The sequence below is a fragment of the Acidocella sp. KAb 2-4 genome, assembly GCF_020567705.1.
Lineage (GTDB): Bacteria > Pseudomonadota > Alphaproteobacteria > Acetobacterales > Acetobacteraceae > Acidocella.
In genome coordinates, this window is the sequence record NZ_JAJDJU010000002.1 from 250,925 (window position 1) to 270,776 (window position 19,852).

Annotated in this window: 19 protein-coding genes; 11 read left to right on the forward strand and 8 right to left on the reverse strand. The window is 66.8% G+C overall.

Annotated elements, in window-relative coordinates; translation table 11 throughout:
* Positions 1-25 precede the first annotated feature (25 nt).
* Positions 26-1,048, reverse strand: a complete 1,023-nt coding sequence (locus LI953_RS02845) for an aspartate-semialdehyde dehydrogenase (protein ID WP_227074507.1) — start codon at positions 1,046-1,048, stop codon at positions 26-28.
* Between the two features lie 116 nt (positions 1,049-1,164).
* Between LI953_RS02845 and LI953_RS02850 the strand changes: the two genes are divergently transcribed.
* The 3 genes from LI953_RS02850 (at position 1,165) to LI953_RS02860 (ending at position 4,254) form a co-directional block, all read left to right on the forward strand.
* Positions 1,165-2,400: an MFS transporter gene (locus LI953_RS02850; protein WP_227074508.1), complete on the forward strand. Its 1,236-nt coding sequence runs from the start codon at positions 1,165-1,167 to the stop codon at positions 2,398-2,400.
* 48 nt (positions 2,401-2,448) lie between these two features.
* Positions 2,449-2,769, forward strand: a complete 321-nt coding sequence (locus LI953_RS02855) for a hypothetical protein (RefSeq protein ID WP_227074509.1) — start codon at positions 2,449-2,451, stop codon at positions 2,767-2,769.
* Positions 2,770-2,904: 135 nt separating this feature from the next.
* A complete protein-coding gene (locus LI953_RS02860) occupies positions 2,905-4,254 on the forward strand; it encodes a cytosine permease (RefSeq protein WP_227074510.1) in 1,350 nt (449 codons plus the stop codon).
* 54 nt (positions 4,255-4,308) lie between these two features.
* Here the strand turns inward: LI953_RS02860 and LI953_RS02865 are convergent, their stop codons facing one another.
* Positions 4,309-5,727: an MFS transporter gene (locus tag LI953_RS02865; RefSeq protein ID WP_227074511.1), complete on the reverse strand. Its 1,419-nt coding sequence runs from the start codon at positions 5,725-5,727 to the stop codon at positions 4,309-4,311.
* A gap of 104 nt (positions 5,728-5,831) precedes the next feature.
* Between LI953_RS02865 and LI953_RS02870 the strand changes: the two genes are divergently transcribed.
* The 6 genes from LI953_RS02870 (at position 5,832) to atpC (ending at position 11,379) form a co-directional block, all read left to right on the forward strand.
* Positions 5,832-6,416, forward strand: a complete 585-nt coding sequence (locus LI953_RS02870) for a DUF2889 domain-containing protein (RefSeq protein WP_227074512.1) — start codon at positions 5,832-5,834, stop codon at positions 6,414-6,416.
* Positions 6,417-6,531: 115 nt separating this feature from the next.
* On the forward strand, positions 6,532-7,098 hold the full coding sequence (atpH, locus tag LI953_RS02875; RefSeq protein WP_370635749.1) for an ATP synthase F1 subunit delta: 567 nt from the start codon (positions 6,532-6,534) through the stop codon (positions 7,096-7,098).
* Between the two features lies 1 nt (position 7,099).
* Positions 7,100-8,632: a F0F1 ATP synthase subunit alpha gene (gene atpA, locus LI953_RS02880; RefSeq protein WP_227074514.1), complete on the forward strand. Its 1,533-nt coding sequence runs from the start codon at positions 7,100-7,102 to the stop codon at positions 8,630-8,632.
* A 4-nt stretch (positions 8,633-8,636) separates the two neighbouring features.
* The gene (locus LI953_RS02885) at positions 8,637-9,512 is read left to right on the forward strand and encodes a F0F1 ATP synthase subunit gamma (protein WP_227074515.1); all 876 of its coding nucleotides are present in this window, start codon (positions 8,637-8,639) and stop codon (positions 9,510-9,512) included.
* Between the two features lie 10 nt (positions 9,513-9,522).
* Complete coding sequence (atpD, locus tag LI953_RS02890; RefSeq protein ID WP_227074516.1) at positions 9,523-10,953, forward strand: F0F1 ATP synthase subunit beta; 1,431 nt, start codon at positions 9,523-9,525, stop codon at positions 10,951-10,953.
* Between the two features lie 3 nt (positions 10,954-10,956).
* Complete coding sequence (atpC, locus tag LI953_RS02895) at positions 10,957-11,379, forward strand: ATP synthase F1 subunit epsilon (protein WP_227074517.1); 423 nt, start codon at positions 10,957-10,959, stop codon at positions 11,377-11,379.
* Between the two features lie 61 nt (positions 11,380-11,440).
* Here the strand turns inward: atpC and LI953_RS02900 are convergent, their stop codons facing one another.
* The 3 genes from LI953_RS02900 to fsa are packed head-to-tail and all read right to left on the reverse strand — an operon-like array spanning position 11,441 to position 13,826.
* On the reverse strand, positions 11,441-12,238 hold the full coding sequence (locus LI953_RS02900) for a sulfite exporter TauE/SafE family protein (protein WP_227074518.1): 798 nt from the start codon (positions 12,236-12,238) through the stop codon (positions 11,441-11,443).
* A 9-nt stretch (positions 12,239-12,247) separates the two neighbouring features.
* Positions 12,248-13,177, reverse strand: coding sequence for a tyrosine recombinase XerC (locus tag LI953_RS02905; protein WP_227074519.1), 930 nt, complete (start codon positions 13,175-13,177; stop codon positions 12,248-12,250).
* A complete protein-coding gene (gene fsa / locus LI953_RS02910; RefSeq protein ID WP_227074520.1) occupies positions 13,170-13,826 on the reverse strand; it encodes a fructose-6-phosphate aldolase in 657 nt (218 codons plus the stop codon). Before fsa ends, LI953_RS02905 begins: the two co-directional genes overlap by 8 nt.
* Before the next feature lie 43 nt (positions 13,827-13,869).
* On the opposite strand from fsa, the gene priA reads away from it, so the two are divergent.
* Positions 13,870-15,852 carry a primosomal protein N' gene (gene priA / locus LI953_RS02915; RefSeq protein ID WP_227074521.1) on the forward strand — a complete coding sequence of 661 codons (1,983 nt, stop codon included), beginning with the start codon at positions 13,870-13,872 and terminating at the stop codon, positions 15,850-15,852.
* Here priA and LI953_RS02920 read toward each other — a convergent pair whose 3' ends face one another.
* The 3 genes from LI953_RS02920 to LI953_RS02930 are packed head-to-tail and all read right to left on the reverse strand — an operon-like array spanning position 15,853 to position 18,916.
* The gene (locus LI953_RS02920) at positions 15,853-16,965 is read right to left on the reverse strand and encodes a D-alanine--D-alanine ligase (RefSeq protein ID WP_227074522.1); all 1,113 of its coding nucleotides are present in this window, start codon (positions 16,963-16,965) and stop codon (positions 15,853-15,855) included. It abuts the gene before it with no gap.
* Positions 16,962-17,552, reverse strand: a complete 591-nt coding sequence (locus tag LI953_RS02925) for a DedA family protein (protein ID WP_227074523.1) — start codon at positions 17,550-17,552, stop codon at positions 16,962-16,964. Before LI953_RS02925 ends, LI953_RS02920 begins: the two co-directional genes overlap by 4 nt.
* Positions 17,553-17,605: 53 nt before the next feature.
* Positions 17,606-18,916 (reverse strand): D-alanyl-D-alanine carboxypeptidase family protein, encoded by a 1,311-nt coding sequence (locus LI953_RS02930; protein WP_227074524.1) that lies wholly within the window; start codon positions 18,914-18,916, stop codon positions 17,606-17,608.
* A 331-nt stretch (positions 18,917-19,247) separates the two neighbouring features.
* On the opposite strand from LI953_RS02930, the gene LI953_RS02935 reads away from it, so the two are divergent.
* The gene (locus LI953_RS02935; protein WP_227074525.1) at positions 19,248-19,799 is read left to right on the forward strand and encodes a phasin family protein; all 552 of its coding nucleotides are present in this window, start codon (positions 19,248-19,250) and stop codon (positions 19,797-19,799) included.
* Positions 19,800-19,852 lie beyond the last annotated feature (53 nt).

Below are 19,852 nucleotides of genomic sequence, written 5' to 3' on the forward strand. Positions count from 1 at the left end.
AACATCTGCCGGTTTTTCCGCCGGCTTACTTCTTCAGCAGGCCCTGCTTAACCAGCGCCTCGGCGATCTGCACCGCGTTCAGCGCCGCGCCCTTGCGCAGATTGTCCGACACGCACCAGAAGGCGAGGCCGTGTTCCACGGTCGGGTCCTTGCGGAGGCGCGAGACGAACACCGCGTCCTCGCCCTTGCACTCGGCCGGGGTGGCGTAGCCGCCCGGCACGCGCTGGTCCTCGACCACCACGCCCGGCGCCTTCTCCAGCAGTTTGCGGGCCTCGGCCACGTTCACCGGCTTCTCAAACTCCACATACACCGCCTCGGAATGGCCGATGAACACCGGCACGCGCACGCAGGTGGCGATGACCGGTACGTTCGGGTCGAGGATCTTCTTGGTCTCGACGGTCATCTTCCACTCTTCCTTGGTGGCGCCGTCATCCATGAACACGTCGATCTGCGGGATGCAGTTGAAGGCGATGTCCTTCTGGAACACTTCGGCCTTACCCTTCTCGTTCACGAACTGCACCTTGGTGTTGTTGTACAGCTCGTCCATGCCCTCCTTGCCGGCGCCGGAGACGGACTGATAGGTGCTCACCACCACGCGCTTGATCTTGTAGGCCTCGTGCAGCGGCTTCAGCGCAACCACCATCTGGATGGTCGAGCAATTCGGGTTGGCGATGATGTTCTTCTTGGCGAACTTGGCCAAGTCGTGCGGGTTCACCTCGGGCACCACCAGCGGCACATCCGGGTCCATGCGGAACTGGGAGGTGTTGTCGATGACCACGCAGCCTTGCGCGCCCGCGCGCGGAGCATGCACCGCCGAAACCGAGGCGCCGGGCGAGAACAGGCCGATATCCCAGCCGGTGAAGTCGAAGGTCTCCAGGTTCTGCACCTTCAGCACCTTGTCCTCGCCGAAGGAGACTTCCTGCCCGGCCGAGCGGCCGGAGGCGAGGGCGGCGACTTCCGACACCGGGAAGTTGCGCTGGGCGAGGGTTTTGAGGATTTCGCGCCCAACCGCACCGGTGGCACCGACAACCGCAACCCTGTAGGACATGACCAAAACTCCAAACTGAAGAAAATTGCAGGGTGCAGTAGGGCCAAAGCCGCGCGCATGCAAGCGCCAACAGGGTATGGCACTGGTGCGCCCCGGCGCGGATGCTACAAACGGGCATGGACTCAGGCAACATCCCTGCCGCATCGGCCGGCACCCGCGCGCTGTTCGGCCATCGCCCGTTCCTGCTGTTGTTCCTCGCGCGCGGCTGCTCCAGCTTCGCCTATCAGATCGGCGCGGTCGCCATTGGCTGGCAGGTTTACGCCTTCACCCATAGCGTGCTGGCGCTGGGCCTGATCGGGCTGGTGCAATTCATTCCTTCGGCGGGGCTGACCTTTTTCGCCGGCCACGCCGCCGACCGGTTCGATCGCCGCCGTGTCGCCCAGCTCTGCCAGGGCGCCGAAGGCTTGGTGGCGCTCATCCTGGCCTGGGGCAGCTTGGCGGGCTGGCTCACCGTGGCCGAGATCTTCGCCGCCGTGGTGGTGCTGGGGGCGGCGCGGTCTTTCGAGAGCCCGGCGGTGAGCGCGCTGCTGCCCGCGGTGGTGCCCGAGGGGATGCTGCAAAAGGGCACGGCGCTGTCTTCGGGGGTCTTCCAGGCGGCCACCATCCTCGGCCCGGCGCTGGGCGGCTTTATCTATGCGCTCTCCCCCGCCGCGCCCTATGCGGTGATGGCGCTGGCCTGGCTCGCCGCCTCGCTGCTGGCGGCGGGGCTGGCCGTGGACCGCAAGGTGGCGCCCAAGGAGCCGCCGACGCTGAAGGCGCTGTTCGCCGGGGTCGGCTTCGTGCGGCGCGATCCGGTGATTCTGGGCATCATCTCGCTCGACCTGTTCGCCGTCCTCCTGGGCGGGGCGACGGCGCTGCTGCCGGTTTACGCGCGCGACATCCTGCACACCGGACCTTGGGGGCTGGGTATTCTGCGCGGCGCTCCGGCGGTGGGGGCGCTGCTGGTCAGCGCCTGGATGACGCATCGCCCGCTCTCGCGCCGGGTCGGCATGCGCATGTTCCAGGCCGTGATCCTGTATGGGCTGGGTACTGTGGTGTTCGGCCTGTCGCGCAGCCTGCCGCTCACCCTGGCGGCGCTGTTCCTGATGGGCGCGGCGGATATGGTCAGCGTCGTCATCCGCCTCTCGCTGGTGCAGCTGCGCACGCCCGACGAGATGCGCGGGCGCGTCGGCGCCGTGAATTACCTGTTCATCAACGCCTCCAACCTGCTGGGCGAGTTTGAGAGCGGGGCCACCGCGGCGCTGCTCGGCACGGTGCCGGCGGTGGTGCTGGGCGGGGCCGGCACGGTGGCGGTGGCGCTGCTCTGGCTACAGTATTTTCCCGCGTTGCGGAATGTTGAACGTCTGGAATGATGCTGCGTCCCGCCCCGGCATGTGCTAAGCCGGTCAGGCGAGGGGCTCATGCAAAATCTGATCAACGATTTCGGTTCGGGGATCTTTTACATCGTCCAGGTGGTGATGTCGGGGATCGGCGTCATCGATAACGGCTTCACCACCCTGATGCAGGCCGCCGGGGTGCAGAGTTCCTCCCTGCAACTCATCTTCCTGCTGCTGTTGATGGTGGTCGCGATGGTTCTGGCCATACGGCTGCTGGGTGGCGCGTCCGGCTGGGTGCTGCTGCTGCTCTGCATCCTGCTGCTGCTGCACCGCGTTTTGCCTGGTGCGGGCGGGCCGAGCGGCTTTCCCGTCGCTTCGCCGATCGAGAATGCCCTGCACCAATAGCCGCAAGGCCGGGATTTGCTTGACGATCGGTTCATAAATCGGCAGGTGCTTGGTTACATCACGTAACGGTGCCGGTGGTTCGCCGGCGCTTGCGTGGGGCAACTTTATTTGGCCAGGCGCCTGACGGAGCGAAGCATGACCGCTGAGGTAACCCCCGAGCTTTATGGCATCATCGAGGAAAAGGGCATTGACGAGGTCTCCCTGAAGGAGCGCCGCGGCAGTCCGAAGGCGGTCTTCGGCCTGTGGATGGCGGCGAATATCGAATTCGCGACGCTGACCACCGGCGCCCTGGCCACGGGCTGGCTGGGCCTGTCCTTCGCCTCGGCGCTGCTGGCCATCCTCATCGCCAACGTGCTGGGCGGGCTGGTGCTGGCCTTTTTCAGCACCTTCGGGGTGGATTACGGCCGCCCGCAGATGATCCAGGGCGCCAACTGGTTCGGCCCGATCGGCAATAAGCTGCCCTCGCTGCTCAATTTCTTCGGCGGCTTCTCCTGGTTCGCGGTCAACACCATCGCCGGGGCCTATGCGCTGCAATATTTCTTCGGCGGCAGCCTGATCCTCGGCGTGGTCATCCTCTCGCTGGTGCAGGTGACCATCGCCTTCTTCGGGCACGACCTGATCCAGACCGCCGAGAAATACCTCGTTTACGTGCTCACCTTGGCCTTCCTGGCGCTCACCGTGGTGGCGGTGCAGCATCTGGGCCTGTCGGTGCCCGCGAATGTGAAGGCCGAGGCCGCGGTGGGCGGGTTCTCCGGCGCCTTCATCCTCACCGTGTCGATCATGGTGGGCTACATGGTCGGCTGGATCCCCTATTCCTCCGACTATACCCGCTATCTGCGCATCGACACCGGCGCCGCCCAGGTGAAGAAGACGGTGTTCTCCTACGCCTTCCTCGGCGCGGTGATCTCCACCGTGTGGATCGAGGCGCTGGGCGCGCTGCTCGGCGCGGCGGTCTCGTTCACCAAGCCGTCCGACCTGTTCACATCCTGGATGCCGGAATGGTTCAAGGTGCCGTTCCTCATCGCCGTGGTGCTCGGCACCATCAGCGCCAACATCCTCAACATCTATTCCGCCACGCTCTCGGCCCTGGCGGTGGGGGTGAAGCTCAAGCAGCATATCGCGGCGCTGATCACCGGCGGCATCGGCACCGTGATCGCCGTGCTGGCGGCGGCCAATTTCATCACCAATTACGAGAACTTCCTGCTGGTGCTCGGCTATTGGACGATGCCGTGGATCGCCATCACCCTGCTCTGCCACCTCACCAACCGCGTCTCGCGCCTGCCGGTGAGCGCCGCCTTCGTGGCCTGGGTGGCCGCGATCGCCGTTTCCTGGCCGTTTTATAACCAGGCGCTGTATGTCGGCCCGGTGGCGGCGAAATTCCCGCAGATCGGCGATGCCACCTTCATCGTCTCCTTCGTCGCGGCGGCGGTGTTTTATTACCTGTTGAGCGCCCCGGCGGCTGTGCGGCAAGCCCCGGCGGAATAAACCCGGCGCCATCCGCGCCACAAGCGCCGGCCAGGGCGCCTCCTGGCCGGTTTTTTATGTCGGCTTGCCGGTGCCGACGCTGGCCCGCAAGCTGATCTCCGGCATGCGCGCGACCAGCGCCAGGGCCAGTCCCAAACAAAGCGCCGCGCCCAGATAGCCCCAGCGGAACCCGCCCCCGCCGCCGGCTCCGCCCAGGGTGAGCGCCGCGCCGGCGAGCGTGGCGCCGAGCGCGCCGCCCATGGCCCGCGCCACCAGCAGAATGCCGGTCGCCGCCCCGACCTCGCCGCTTCCGGCGAGGCTCTGCACGGTCACCAGCGTGGTTGGCATCAGCGCGCCCAGCCCCAGCGTGGCGAGGGCCGACAGCGCCACCGGATAAGCGGGGTACGCTGAGTGCGGGGCGAGGCCCATTGGCACGAACCCGGCCATGGCCAGCAGCAGCGCGGCGGCAAGCACAGGCCGGATTAGCCCGGTGCGCCGCGTGACCTGCCCCGCCGCGAAGGCGCCAATGGTGGAAGCGAATAGCATCGGCACAAGATGCAGCCCGGCGGTGGCGGCGCTCTCGCCATAAACCCATTGCAGTTGCAACGGCAGCAGGAAGATGGCCGCGAACATCGCTGCCGCGACCAGCCCGCCGACCACCGAAACCCGGCTGACGCTGGCGAGCAGCGGGCCGGGGAGCAGCGGCGCCGCTGCCATGCGCTGCTGCCCGGCGAGCACGGCGAAGCCGAGCAGGGCGGCGGTGGCGATGCCCGCCTCGGGCCAGGAGAGCCAGGGGAAATCGACGCCGCCCTCGCTCAGCCCCAGCACCAGCGCGGCAATGGCGGACATCAGCAGCAGCGCCCCGGCATAGTCGATGCGCCCGCGCGCCCCCGCCACCGGCAGGCCGCGCAGCGCCCGCGTGCTCAGGCCCAGGGCCAGCGCCCCGAGCGGCAGATTGCCCCAGAAGATCCAGCGCCAGGAGAGATGCGTGGTGACAAACCCGCCAACCACCGGCCCGGCGATGGAGGCGAAGGCCCAGGTGCTGGCGAACCAGCCCTGATAGCGCCCGCGTTCGCGCGGCGGCACCACATCGGCCACCGCCGCCTGGCTCACCGCCGCCAGCGCGCCGCCGCCCAGCCCTTGCAGCGCCCGCCCCAGCGTGAGCATGAGCACCGAGTCGGCCATGGCGCAGACCACGCAGGCGGCCAGGAACACCAGCAGCGCCGGGGCCAGCACGGCGCGCCGGCCAAGCTGGTCGGAGAGCTTGCCATAGATCGGCGTGGTCGCGGTGGTGGTGAGGAGATAGGCCGAGACCACCCAGGAGAGATGCGCCATCCCATGCAGCCCGGCCGCGATCTGCGGGATGGCGGGCAGCACCACCGATTGGTCGAGCGCCACCAGTAATATACAAGTGAGGATGCCGGTGATCACGCGCAGCCTTTCGCCGTGGCTGTAGTCGCGCCGCTCCGGGCCTGCGCTGCTGCTGGCGCTCATCTATCCCCCATCTGCCGCATTTGCGTTTTTGCCGCGCTGCGGGAATAGAACAAGCTCCGCCGCCGCGGAACCCGTCTCTCTTATTGAAAGGCCGCAGACCGACCATGCCGCTCAGCCGCTCCACCCCCCGCCGCCTGCTGCATACACGCGAGATCCGCCTGAACGGCTATGAGCGCGAGGATGGACTGATGGAGGTTGAGGCGCATATGACCGACGTCAAGACGTACAGCACCGGCAATACGGATCGCGATGGCATCCATGCCGGCGAGCCGGTGCACGATATGTGGATGCGCATGACGCTGACGCCGGAGATGGAGATCGTTGCTTGCGAGGCGTCGATGGACGCCACCCCCTACAGCATCTGCCCGGCGGTGGCGCCGAATTTCAGCCGTCTGGTCGGGCTGGTCGTCGGCAAGGGTTTCATGGCTCAGGCGATGGCGCGCGTGCGCGGGGTGGAGGGCTGCACGCATTTGCGCGAATTGCTGCAACCGCTGGCGACGGCGGCGTTCCAGACCCGTCACGGTCTGCACAAACCCACCGACCGCCCCAGCCCGGCGCACCATCTGGGCCGTGAGCCGGAACTCACCCGCAGCCTGATCAATAGCTGCTATGCATATAACGAGACCGGCCCCGTGGCGGCGCGCAGCCGCATGGCCGCGGACGAAACGGCCGAGATGCCCCAAAGCTGAGCATAAGCAAGAGTAAATCGCTTGCGGCCTTGCTGCACGCGAAACGCTATGTTACTGCCCCGCCAGCCCTGGTGAGGGCTTGATTTTAAGACCACGGCAACTAGGCGGGACAAAAATATTGGCCGAGATCACAGGCACTGGCGAGACCGGGCTGACCGCGCGCTATGCGGCGGCTCTGTATGCACTGGCTTTCGAGCGGAATGCCCTGAACGAAGTGGTTGAGCAGATGGAGGCGCTGGGCCGGTTGATCGCCGAGAGCGCGCCGCTCAAGCAGCTTCTGGCCAACCCGCTGACCGACGCCGCCAAGATTCGCCCGGCGCTGGATGAGGCGCTGACCGCCCAGGGCTTCGGCCCGCTGGTGCGCAATTTCGTGAATATCGCGGTGGCGAATCGGCGCCTGCGCGATCTGCCGGCCCTGATCGCCGGTTTCGCCGCCTATGTCGCGGCCAAGCGCGGCGAGGTGGTGGCCGATGTCACCACCGCGCACGACCTCACCGATCTGCAGCGCACCCAGCTGCGCGCCCGCCTGGCCGAGGCCGGGTATGGCACTGTCCGCCTCGTTGAGCGCACCGACCCGAGCCTGCTCGGCGGCATGGTGCTCAAGGTCGGCACCAAACTTTTCGATACCAGCCTGAAGTCACGCCTTAACCGGCTCAACTATTCTCTCAAGGGAGCTGCCTGACATGGAGATCCGCCCAGCCGAAATCTCCGAGATCCTGAAGCGTCAGATCGCGGATTTCGACACCGAAGCCAACGTGGCCGAGACCGGCCAGGTCCTCTCCGTGGGTGACGGCATTGCCCGCGTCTTCGGCCTCAGCAACGTTCAGGCCGGCGAGCTGGTCAACTTCCCCGGCGCCGGCATCAAGGGCATGGCGCTGAACCTCGAGGCCGACAATGTCGGCGTGGTGATCTTCGGCGACGACAAGGGGATCCGTGAGGGCGACACCGTTACCCGGACCGGCGAGATCGTCGACGTGCCGGTGGGCAAGGGCCTGCTGGGCCGCGTGGTGGACGCGCTGGGCAACCCGATCGACGGCAAGGGCCCGATCGTGGCCACCGAGCGTCGCCTGGTCGAGACCAAGGCGCCGGGCATCATTCCCCGTAAATCGGTGCATGAGCCGATGTCCACGGGCATCAAGGCGATCGACGTGCTGGTGCCGATCGGCCGGGGCCAGCGCGAGCTGATCATCGGCGACCGTCAGACCGGCAAGACCGCGCTAATCGTTGACAGCATCATTAACCAGAAGGCGGTTAACGCGCAGGGCGACGAGAGCAAGAAGCTCTACTGCATCTATGTCGCGGTTGGGCAGAAGCGCTCCACCGTGGCGCAGCTCGTGCGCACGCTGGAGGAATACGGCGTGATGGAATACTCCATCGTCGTCGCCGCCACCGCCTCGGACCCGGCGCCGATGCAGTACCTGGCGCCGTATACCGGCACCGCCATGGGCGAGTTCTTCCGCGACAACGCCATGCACGCCCTCATCGCGTTTGACGACCTGTCCAAGCAGGCCGTCGCCTACCGCCAGATGTCGCTGCTGCTGCGCCGCCCGCCGGGCCGCGAGGCCTATCCCGGCGACGTGTTCTACCTGCATTCGCGCCTGCTGGAGCGCGCGGCCAAGATGTCCGACGACAAGGGCGCCGGTTCGCTGACCGCCCTGCCGGTGATCGAGACCCAGGCCGGCGACGTCTCCGCCTATATTCCGACCAACGTGATCTCCATCACCGACGGTCAGATCTTCCTGGAGACCGAGCTGTTCTTCAAGGGCATCCGCCCGGCCATCAATGTCGGCCTGTCGGTGTCGCGCGTCGGCTCCGCCGCGCAGGTAAAGGCGATGAAGCAGGTGGCCGGCAAGATCAAGCTGGACCTCGCGCAGTACCGCGAAATGGCGGCCTTCGCGCAGTTCTCCTCCGATCTCGACCCCGCCACGCAGAAGCTGCTGGCCCGCGGCGCGCGCCTGACCGAGCTGCTGAAGCAGCCGCAGTTCAAGCCGCTCTCCACGGTTGAGCAGGTGGTGTCGGTGTTCGCCGGCACGCGCGGTTACCTCGACGGCATCGCCGTGGCCGATGTCGGCCGGTTCGAGGAGGCGCTGCTGACCTCGATCAAGGTGAACGCGCCCGAGATCGTGAAGGCGATCGAGACCGATCTCCAGATCAAGCCGGAGATCGAGACCAAGCTGATCGCGTTCATCGAGAACCTGCTCCGCACGTTCGGATAAGCCCATGCCCTCCTTGAAAACCCTGCGCAACCGGATCAACTCCGTCAAATCGACGCAGAAGATCACGAGCGCCATGAAGATGGTGGCGGCCGCCAAGCTGCGCCGCGCGCAGGCGCAGGCCGAGGCGGCGCGCCCCTATGCCTGCCGCATGGGCGAGATGCTCGCCGCGCTCGCGGCCTCGGAGGATGGCAACCCGAACGCCAGCCCGCTGCTGGTGGGGAATGGCAAGAGCCAGACGCATCTGCTCGTCGCCGTCACCGCCGATCGCGGCCTGGCCGGCGCCTTCAACGCCAACATCGCCAAGGCCATCCGCGCCAAGACGAAGAGCCTGGAGGCCGAGGGCAAGACGGTGAAGGTGTTCACCCTGGGCCGCAAGGGCAATGACGCCCTGCGCCGGGAGATGAAGGACCAGATCATCGGCACCAAGAACTTCGTCGGCAAGAAGACCGCCGCATTCACGGATGCCGAAGCGGTGGCGCAGGAAATCGTGCGCGGCTTCAAGGCCGGCGAATACGATGTGGTCACCCTGGTGTTCAACCACTTCCATAATGTCATGAGCCAGAAGGTGACTGAGCAGCCGCTGATCCCGGCCGCGCAGCCGAGCGCGAATGACAACAAGATGGAACATAACTACGAGGTCGAGCCGGATGACGGCTCGCTCCTCGAGCGCCTGCTGCCGCGCAACCTCGCGGTGCAGATTTACGCCGCTCTGCTGGACAACTCCGCCGGCTTCTACGCGGCGCAGATGACCGCCATGGACAGCGCCACGCGCAACGCGGGCGAGATGATCAAGAAGCTGACGCTCAACTACAACCGGGCGCGGCAGGCGAACATCACCAAAGAGCTGATTGAAATCATTTCCGGCGCCGAAGCCGTTTGAGGACAGAGAGATGACAAGCAACAACACCGGCCGAGTGACGCAGATCATGGGTGCGGTCGTCGACGTGCAGTTCGACGGCGCGCTGCCCTTCATCCAGAACGCGCTGGAGACCAAGGTGGGCGAGCGCCGCCTGGTGCTGGAAGTGGCGCAGGAAGTGGGCGAACGCACCGTGCGCTGCATCGCCATGGACAGCACCGACGGCATGGTCCGTGGTCAGGAAGTGACCGACACGGGCGCCGCCATCTCCGTGCCGGTCGGCCCGGGCGTGCTGGGGCGCATCCTCAACGTCATCGGCGAGCCGATCGATGAGCGCGGCGCGATCCCCGCAGCCATGCATCACCCGATCCACCGCGATGCGCCGGCTTTCGACGAGCAGGCTGGTTCGGCCGAGATCCTGGTCACCGGCATTAAGGTCATCGACCTGCTGGCCCCGTATCTGAAGGGCGGCAAGGTCGGCCTGTTCGGCGGCGCCGGCGTGGGCAAGACCGTGCTCATTCAGGAGCTGATCAACAACATCGCCAAGGGCCATGGCGGCGTGTCCGTGTTCGCGGGCGTGGGCGAGCGTACCCGCGAGGGTAATGACCTCTACCATGAGATGATCGACGCGGGCGTCATCAAGCTGGGCGAGAACACCACCGAGGGGTCCAAGGTGGCGCTGGTCTATGGCCAGATGAACGAGCCGCCGGGCGCCCGCGCGCGTGTCGCTCTCTCCGGCGTGACCATGGCGGAATATTTCCGCGACGTGGAAGGCCAGGACGTGTTGTTCTTCGTGGACAACATCTTCCGCTTCACCCAGGCGGGCGCGGAAATGTCGGCCCTGCTCGGGCGCATCCCTTCGGCGGTGGGCTATCAGCCGACCCTGGGCACCGATATGGGCGCCCTGCAGGAGCGCATCACCTCGACCAAGAAGGGGTCCATCACCTCCGTGCAGGCCGTGTATGTGCCGGCGGACGACCTGACCGACCCGGCCCCGGCCGCGACCTTCGCCCATCTCGACGCCACCACGGTGCTCAACCGCGCGATTGCCGAGAAGGGCATCTACCCGGCCGTGGACCCGCTGGACTCCACCTCGCGTTCGCTCGATCCGCGCATCGTGGGCGAGGAGCACTACAAGGTGGCGCGCGATGTGCAGCGCATCCTGCAGACCTACAAGTCGCTGCAGGACATCATCGCCATCCTGGGCATGGACGAGCTTTCCGAGGACGACAAGCTGGTCGTGGCGCGCGCGCGCAAGATCGAGCGCTTCCTGTCGCAGCCCTTCCATGTGGCCGAGGTGTTCACCGGCTCGCCGGGCGTGTTCGTGAAGGTCGAGGACACCATCCGCTCCTTCAAGGGCATCGTCGCGGGCGAGTATGACCACCTGCCGGAGGCGGCGTTCTACATGGTCGGCACCATCGAGGAAGCCATCGCCAAGGCCGAAACCCTGACGGCGAAGGCGTAAGCCATGCCCATCGCCCTGGAAATCATCAGCCCGGAAAAGCTGCTGCTGGCGCGTGACGTCGATATGGTCGTCGTCCCCGGCACAGAGGGCGATATCGGCGTGCTGCCGGGGCACTCCAAGCTGGTCACCAGCCTGCGCGGCGGGCTGGTAGACATCTACGAGAAGGGCGCGCTGACCGACCGCTTCTTCGTCTCGGGCGGGTTCGCCGAGATCACCGAGTCGCGCGTGGCCGTGCTGGCCGATGAGATCGTGCGTCAGGCCGATCTCGACCCGGCCAAGGCGGCGGCGGCGCTGGAGGCGGCCAAGGCGGCCTATGACGCCGTTGACCCGGCCAATGGCGACGCTTATCGCGAAGCCTCGGATAAGCTGATCGCGGCGCAGGGGATGGTGGATGCCATCGCCCCGGGCAAGGCTGAGGCGGCGTAACACCGGATAAACGCACAAATAAAAAGGGCTCTCCCATTTGGGAGGGCCCTTTTTTGTTGGCTTATTTCACCAGCATTTTCAGCCCGACCAGGAACAGGATCCCGCCTAGGATCAGCTTCAGCGCCTTGTCCGGTGCATAGCGGGCGGCGAGGCTGCCGAGAATGATGCCGGGGACAGAGCCGGCGAGCAGCGAGACCAGCAGCGCGAAATTGATCGTGCCGAGATACCAGTGCCCCAGCCCGGCGAGGAGGGTAAGCGGCACGGCATGGGCGATGTCGGAGCCGACGATGCGCACGATGGGCAAGCGCGGGTAGAGCACGATGAGCGCGACAGTGCCCAGCGCCCCGGCCCCAACCGAGGAGAGCGAGACCAGGATGCCAAGCACAAAGCCGATCGCGATGGTGAGCCGGACCGAGCGGTCCTCGCCAAAATTGGGATAGCGCCGGCTGATGGCGTGGACGATGCGCTCCTTGAACAGCAGCGAGCTGGCGCTGAGCAGCAGCGCCACGCCGAGCACGGCGGTGATGGCCGTGGTCACGCCTTGGCTGTTAATGCCGAAATAGCCGATCCCGAGCAGGCAGAGCAAAGTGGCGGGAACCGAGCCGATGGCGAGGCGGCGGACAATGACCCAATCCACCGTTTTGCCGGCGCTGTGGATGGTGGTGCCCACTGTCTTGGTGGCGGCGGCGAAGAGCAGGTCGGTGCCGACCGCGGTGGAGGGATGAAAACCGAAGACGAGCACCAGCAGCGGGGTCATGAGCGAGCCGCCGCCCACGCCGGTCATGCCCACGGCGAGGCCGACGAGCAGGCCGGAGATGGTATAGCCGGGCGCAATACCAACATTCTCTATTATAGTCATAGAATTAGATTAAACATCGCCGCCGCCAGGGTCAACCCGCAGGCGCGGATGCGCGCGGCGCCAGACATCAAGGAGTTGCATCGTATCGACATCGGTGTAGCGCTGCGTGGTGGAGAGGCTGGCATGGCCGAGCAGTTCCTGGATCGAGCGCAGATCGGCCCCTCCGGCCAGCAGATGCGTGGCGAAGGAGTGGCGCAGCGCGTGCGGCGTGGCGTGCTCGGGCAAATTGGCCAGGCGGCGGAAATCGCGCAGCGCCTTTTGCGCCACGCCGGGGTTGAGCCGGGCGCCGCGCGCGCCGGTGAAGAGCGGCGAATCGGGCGAGGGGGCGGGGTGCAGGCGCAGCCAATCGGCCAGGGCGGCGCGCACTGCGGGCAGCAACGGCACGATGCGCTGCTTGTTGCCCTTGCCGGTCACGCGCAGCGGCGCGTCGGGGGCGGGGAGGTCGGCGATATCCAGCGCCAGCGCCTCGCTGATGCGCAGCCCGGCGCCGTAGAGCAGCGTCATCAGCGCCGTATCGCGCGCCTGCAGGGCGGGGCTGGTCTCCACCTCGCCCGTTTCCGCGGCCACGGCGCGGGCATCGGCGGCGCTCAGCGCCTTGGGCAGCGGGCGTTTCGGGCGCGGGCGGGCAATCAGCGCCAGGGCCGGATTGTCCACGCCGTGGCGTTTGCGCAGGAAATTGAAGAAGGTCTTGATGGCGGAGAGCTTGCGCGCGCGGGTGGCGTTGGTGTCTCCCGCCTTAGCGGCGAGTGCCAGCCAAGCGCGCAGATCGGCGGCGCGCAGGCCGCGCAAGGTCTCCAAATTGGGAACCTCGCCGGTATGCCCGGCGAGGAAACCGAGAAACCCGTGCACATCGCGCCCATAGGTTTCCAGCGTCTTGGTTGCGGCCCGGCGCTCGGCGCCGAGCCAGCTCAGAAAATCGTCAGCAAGCGCCTCAGACAATGCTCTGCCCGGTGCCCGCCCAATCCTTGAGGAAGGCGGCGAGGCCCTTATCGGTGAGCGGGTGGTTGTAGAGCTGCTTGATCACCGCGGGCGGGATGGTGGCGACATCGGCGCCCAGCTTCGCGGCCTGGATCAGATGCACCGGATGGCGGATCGAGGCGGCGAGCACCTCGGTCTTGATGTGCGGGTAGTTGGCGTAGATCTGCACGATATCGGCGATCAGATCCATGCCGTCATGGCCGATATCATCGAGCCGCCCAATGAAGGGTGAGATGAAGGCCGCGCCCGCCTTGGCCGCCAGCAGTGCCTGGGCCGGGGAGAAGCACAGCGTCACGTTCACCATAACGCCATCCTGCGAGAGGGCATGGCAGGCGCGCAGGCCGTCCGGCGTCAGGGGCACCTTGATCGCCACGTTCTTGGCGATCTTGCGCAGCACCTTGGCCTCTTTCATCATCTGCTTATATTCGGTGGCGGCCACCTCCGCGCTCACCGGGCCGGGCACCACCTCGCAGATCTCGGCGATCACATCGAGGATCTTGCGGCCGGATTTGGCGATCAGGGATGGATTCGTGGTCACGCCGTCGAGCAGGCCTGTCTCGGCCAGTTCACGGATTTCGTTAATTTCGGCGGTATCGACAAAGAATTTCATGGCTCACTTTCCGGTCAACGGGGGTTGGCACTAAGCATACAGCATGGAGCCCCCCGCCCAAACAACCCGTGTGAGCGTATTGCTCCCCTATAAGTTCGACACCGCCTTCACCTATGCGGCCGAGTCGCCCTTGCCGCCGGGCACGCTGGTGCGGGTGCCGCTGGGCGCGCGCATGGTGGCGGGCGCGGTGTGGGACGATCCGCCCGACATGAACGTGAAGGTGAAGCCCGTCGCGGGGGTGTATGCCTTCCCGCCGCTGCCGGAGGCGACGCGGCGCTTCGTGGACTGGGTGGCGAATTACACCCTGGCCCGGCGTGGCGATGTGCTGGCCTTGGGGCTGAAGGAGCCGCTGCTGGCGCCGCCGCCGAAACGGGCCAAGCAGTTCAGCTTCGGCGGCGCGGACCCGGCGCTGCCCGGCCCGGCGCTCTCCCCGGCGCAGACGGCCGCGGCGGCGGCGTTGTGCGCGCCGGTGCGCGCCGGGCAATTCGCCGTGACGCTGCTCGACGGCGTGACCGGCTCGGGCAAGACCGAGGTGTATCTGGAGGCGGTGGCCGAGGCGCTGCGGCAGAAGCGGCAGGTGCTGGTGCTGCTGCCCGAGATCGCGCTCTCCATCCAGGTGCTGGAGCGTTTCACCGCCCGCTTCGGCACCCCGCCCGCGATGTGGCATTCCGAGCTGACGCCCGCGCAGCGGCGCGAGACCTTCCGCGCGGTGGCCGAGGGCCGGGCTGATGTGGTGGTGGGGGCGCGCTCGGCGCTGTTCCTGCCCTTCGCCGATCTCGGGCTGATCGTGGTGGATGAGGAGCATGAAAGCGCCTTCAAGCAGGAAGATGGCGTGATGTACCACGCGCGCGACATGGCGGTGGTGCGGGCCAAGCTCGGAGCCTGCCCGGCGGTGCTGGTGAGCGCCACGCCCAGCCTGGAAAGCGTGGAAAACGCCGCGCAAGGGCGCTACCGCAAGGTGGATCTGCCCGCCCGCCATGGCGGCGCGGCGCTGCCCGCGATCGCGGCCATCGATCTGCGTCAGGACCCGCCAGAGCGCGGCAAATTCATCTCGCCCCGGCTGCTGGCGGCCATGCATGAGACATTGGCGCGCGGCGAGCAGGCGATGCTGTTCCTCAACCGCCGGGGTTATGCACCGCTCACGCTCTGCCGCAAATGCGGCCACCGCCTAGCCTGCCCGCATTGCGCCGCCTGGCTGGTGGAGCATCGCGCGCATGCCCGGCTGATCTGCCATCATTGCGGCCACACTATCGCCAAGCCCGCGCAATGCCCGTCCTGCGAGGCGGAAAACTCCTTCGTGCCAATCGGCCCCGGGGTGGAGCGCATCGCCGAGGAGGTGGCCGAAGCCTTCCCCGAGACCGAGGCGCTGGTGATGGCCTCGGATATCATCGCCGGCCCGGCACAGGCGGCGGAGGCGGCGCGGCGGATCAACGCGCGCGAGGTGGGGATCATCATCGGCACGCAGATGGTGGCCAAGGGCTGGCATTTCCCGCTGCTCACGCTGGTTGGGGTGGTGGATGCCGATCTCGGCCTCGGCGGCGGCGATCTGCGCGCGGGCGAGCATACGGTGCAGATGCTGCACCAGGTGGCGGGCCGCGCCGGGCGGGCCGGGGCGCCGGGGCGAGTGCTGCTGCAAAGCTTCGCGCCCGAGCATCCGGTGATCGCGGCGCTGCTCTCGGGCGATCTGCCGGAATTTCTGGCGCAGGAGGCGGCGCAGCGCCGCCCCGGCCATTGGCCGCCTTTCGGGCGGCTGGCGGCGCTGATCATTAGCGCCACGGATGAGCGGCTGGCGGATCAGGCGGCGCGCGACCTCGCCCGCGCCGCGCCGCAGGGGCGCGGCATCGCGGTGCTCGGCCCGGCCCCGGCACCGATCGCGCTGCTGCGGGGGCGGTTCCGGCGGCGGCTGCTCCTGAAGACGGCGCGCGAGATCGCCGTGCAGCCCTTGCTGCGCGACTGGCTGGCCCGGGTGGAGGTGCCGCGCGTGGTGCGGGTCGATGTCGATATCGACCCGGTCTCGTTCATGTGATCAGTCGTTTTGCGGATAGGCGGCCATCAGCCGCTTCTGGTGCCACCACAGCCCCGCGAGCTTGAGCAGCCCCACCGGCTTCAGCCCGCTCTGGCGGCGGATGTCCGCGCCGATGCGGAAGGATTCGCCGTAATGGAAGAACTGCGTCTGATAGGCGCGGCCGATGGTCATCTCTGGGTCCCAGATATTGGTCGCCTCGGAGCCGGAGCCGTTGAACTCGATGATCTTGAAATCCCGTCCCTCGCGCAGCGCCTCCAGCGTGTCGTAGCGCAGATCGATGCGGGAGAAATACACCTCCGGCATGTCGTGCATGATCTCGTCGATGCGCGCGGTGAGGGCGGGGGTGACGATGTCCATGCCGTCCTTGAAGGTGGAGCCGCGGCAATGATTGCCGACAAAGACCAGCTTCACGCTCTCTCCGGCGGCGGGCACGTGGTCGGCCTTGGCCCCGAGCCGGGGCAGCAGCAGGTTGGAGACGGCGTTGAGCCGGGCATCGGCGGCGATCAGCTCGCGCACCCGGCTATGGCCGTCGCCGGTCACGGTGGGGGGGTATTTCAGCGTCACCGAGGTGATGCGGCCCTGCGCCTCGCGCGGGCGGCGGATGTAGAAGATACCGGCCTCGCCCTCATAGGTGACGAGCGCCTGCAATTGCAGCGCGGTGGCGCGAGGGAAGGCGGCGAGATAGGCGGCGAGCTCCGCCTCGTCATGCACCACGCGCACGCCGACGCCATTGCAGCTCATATCCGGCTTGGCCACCACGGGAAAGTGCAGCCCGGCCCCGGTCATGGCGGCGCGGGCCATGGCCAGATCGTCGCCGCCATGATGCCCGGCGGTGGTAAAGCCGGCGAAGGGGGCGATCGATTGCCGCGCCACCGGGCCGGCGAGGCCGAGAATGGCGTTTTTCGACTCGCCGCAGATGCCTCCGGCATCAATGCGCGGATTGGCGAGCGAGGGCAGGGTGGCACTGCCATAGCGCAGCGATTTGAGGGCCCAGAACAGCACGACCGGGGCATAAAACAGCCAGCCGGGCCAGAACTCGAAAAACGAAACCGGACTCTTTCCTTTCGACCGCCCTGGCGCGCCGAGCGCCCCGGCGAGGGAAGCATCGCTCATGGCGTGTCACCTCTTTTTATATAGTAGAGCCTCGTTGCAAGCCGTCCCACGAGGATGATGAGGAGCAGGAATACCGCGAGTCCGGCCCAGCGCCAAATGCCGAGGTAGCGCATCATCAGCACGCCCAGATGCAGGCTGACGTAGAACAGCCCGGAGGTCCAGACCAGGGTGGCGGCGATGGCGGCGGCGGCGAATTGCAGCAGCGGCGCGTGCAGGAAGCCAAGCGTGGTGTAGGTGGGCAGGCGCAGGCCAGGCACGAAGCGGCTGACCAGCACGAGCGGAAAGACCCGCTGCTTGACCCAGTGATGGCCGAGGTCGCGCCGGTGCTGCGGCACTAGGCGGCGCGCCCAGCCATGTTTGCCGGAGAGCCAGCCCAGCGCGTAGAGTCCGAGATCGCCCAGCACGATGCCGGCATAAAGCGAGCCCAGCGCCAGCGGCAGTGGCAGCGCGCCGCTGGCCACCTGCATGGCGGCGAGCAGGGTGGCGGCGTCTTCGAGGATGAAGGTGCCGGTGATGACCGCCGCGGCCTGCAACAACTTGTTGCTGCCCGCGGCCGCGAGCAACCCGGCGAAGCTGATGAGTGTCATGGCGGCTCACATAGAGCCAGATTGCCGTCAGGCCAAATCCGTCCCCGGCGGCGTCAGGCGCCGTCGTTATTCGTCAGCATCGCCAGATGGTCAGCGGAGGGCGAAATCACCAAGCAATCCCCGCCGCGCTCCTTGATGTCGTGGCAGGTGGTTCGCGCGCTGGTGGAGGTCAGCCCGGCCAGTTGGGCACTCCAGAGCGTACGCCCCTTGGCCTCAACCTTGGCGATGCGCGGAACGCCCTGACCGCGCAGCTTATGCGCGTCCAACGCCGCGACGCGCGCGCGGGCCATGTATGAATACACCCCCACCTGCGCCACCCAGCCGCCAAGAGCCTGCGGATGCGCGCGGCTGGCGGCGGGAATCGGTGCCGGGGCGCGGGCATGGCTGGTATCGGCCAGTTGCAGCGTGCCGCCCTGCGGCGCCACCGGCTGGGCGGCGGCCACGGTGGTGGCGGGGACATGGCCGTAGAAGCCGGTGTCGAGCAGCGTGCGCATCTGCGCATAGGTCGCGCCCCAGCTCGGCTCGTGCAGCACCACGCCGATCAGCACCCGGCCATTGCGCTCGGCGCTGGTGACGAGGTTGTGGCGGGCGAGATCGGTGTAGCCGGTCTTCATCCCAGTGGCGCCGGGATAGGTCTTCAGCATCTGGTTGTTGCTGTAGACGGTGCGGCCGTGGAAATTGAAGCTCTGCACCTCGAAGAATTGCTGGTCTTCGGGGAAGTTGGTGACGATGTCGCGGGCCAGCAAGGCGAGATCGTGCGCCGTGGTCACCTGCGTCGGGTTGGGCAGGCCGGAGGCGTTGGCGAAATGGGTCTGTGTCATGCCCAGGGCTTGGGCGCGGGCGGTCATCATCTGGGCGCAGCGGGCCTCGGACCCGCCGCCGAGATATTCGCCGAGCGCGGTTGCCGCGTCGTTGGCCGACATCGTGGTCATCGCCAGGATCGCATCGCGCACCGCGATGGTGGAGCCGGGCACGAGGCCTAGCTTCACCGGCTCCACCGAGGTGGCATGGTAGGAGACGGGGATTTGCGTATCCAGCGTCATCTGCCCGCTGCGCAGCGCTTGAAAGGCGAGGTCGAGCGTCATCAGCTTGGTCAGGCTAGCCGGGTAGCGCGGGGTATCGGCCCCGTTACCGCCGAGCACCTGGCCGGTTTGCGCGTCAACGAGGATTGCGCTCACCCCCGGCGCGGTCGGGCCGTAGCCGGTGTCCTGCGTCTCTAGCGCCGCGGCTGCGGAGGGTGCGTTATGATGCACGTAATGATGCGCCGTGTGCACATAGTGGTGGGCGGTATGGCGAATATGATGGGTCTGCTCCGCCGCGGCGGGCAACGCCGAAAACGCGGCTGCGCACAAACATGCCGCCATGACCCCGCTTCTTGCTCGCCAGCTTCGCATGATAACGCCTACCCTGTCGCCAAAAACGATGACGCATCGTAGCCTTCAAGACCGCGCGATGTCCAGCGTAAAGGCACGGAATCTTTTTCAAAAAACATAAAAGCCAGAGGGTTGTCATTGGTCTTTCAGGCCATCTCGCCGCCCTTGGCGTGGATGGCCGGGATGGCCGGCATGTGACAGTTTTGTGCATCGCACAAAAATTGTTGACGGGCGGTTTTTTCTTTCCTATACGGGTTTTGCTGCACCGCGGAAAAAGCCGTGACGCTCGCCGGATTGGGGTTGTGCAGCTGTTCATATTTTATTGCGGGAGACAGTTACCATGAGCGCCACCAAAGCCAAGACCGCCGCCGCCGCCGACACCACGGCTGCCACCATCGAGACCGCCGCTGACGCGTCCATCAAGGGCTTCGAGAAGTCCATGGCCGCCGTGCGCGAAGGCATGGAGAAGGCCACCAAGGGTCTCGAGACCTCGCAGGCCAAGCTGAAGGAAGGCGTTGAGAAGGCCGTGAAGACCTCCGAAGAGATGCTGGCCTTCGGCCAGGGCAACATGGAAGCCTTCGTGAAGTCCGCCCAGATCTATGCCGCCGGGTTCCAGGATCTGTCCAAGCACCTGGCCGCCACCTCCAAGGCCTCCATCGAGGACTCCGTCGCGTTCGGCAAGTCGCTGATCGGCGTGAAGTCGGTGAAGGAAGCCGTTGATCTGCAGACCAGCTACACCAAGTCGGCGATCGAGAAGGCCGTGACCGAGACCAACAAGCTGGCCGACGCTTCCGTGAAGCTGGCCGAGCAGGCGGTTGCCCCGCTCGCTGCCCGTCTGACCCTCGCGGTCGAGACCTTCAGCAAGACCCGCTAATCAGGTTTGCTCCCGCACCCCCGGCGTGCGCTACGCGCCGGGTAGGTGGGGGC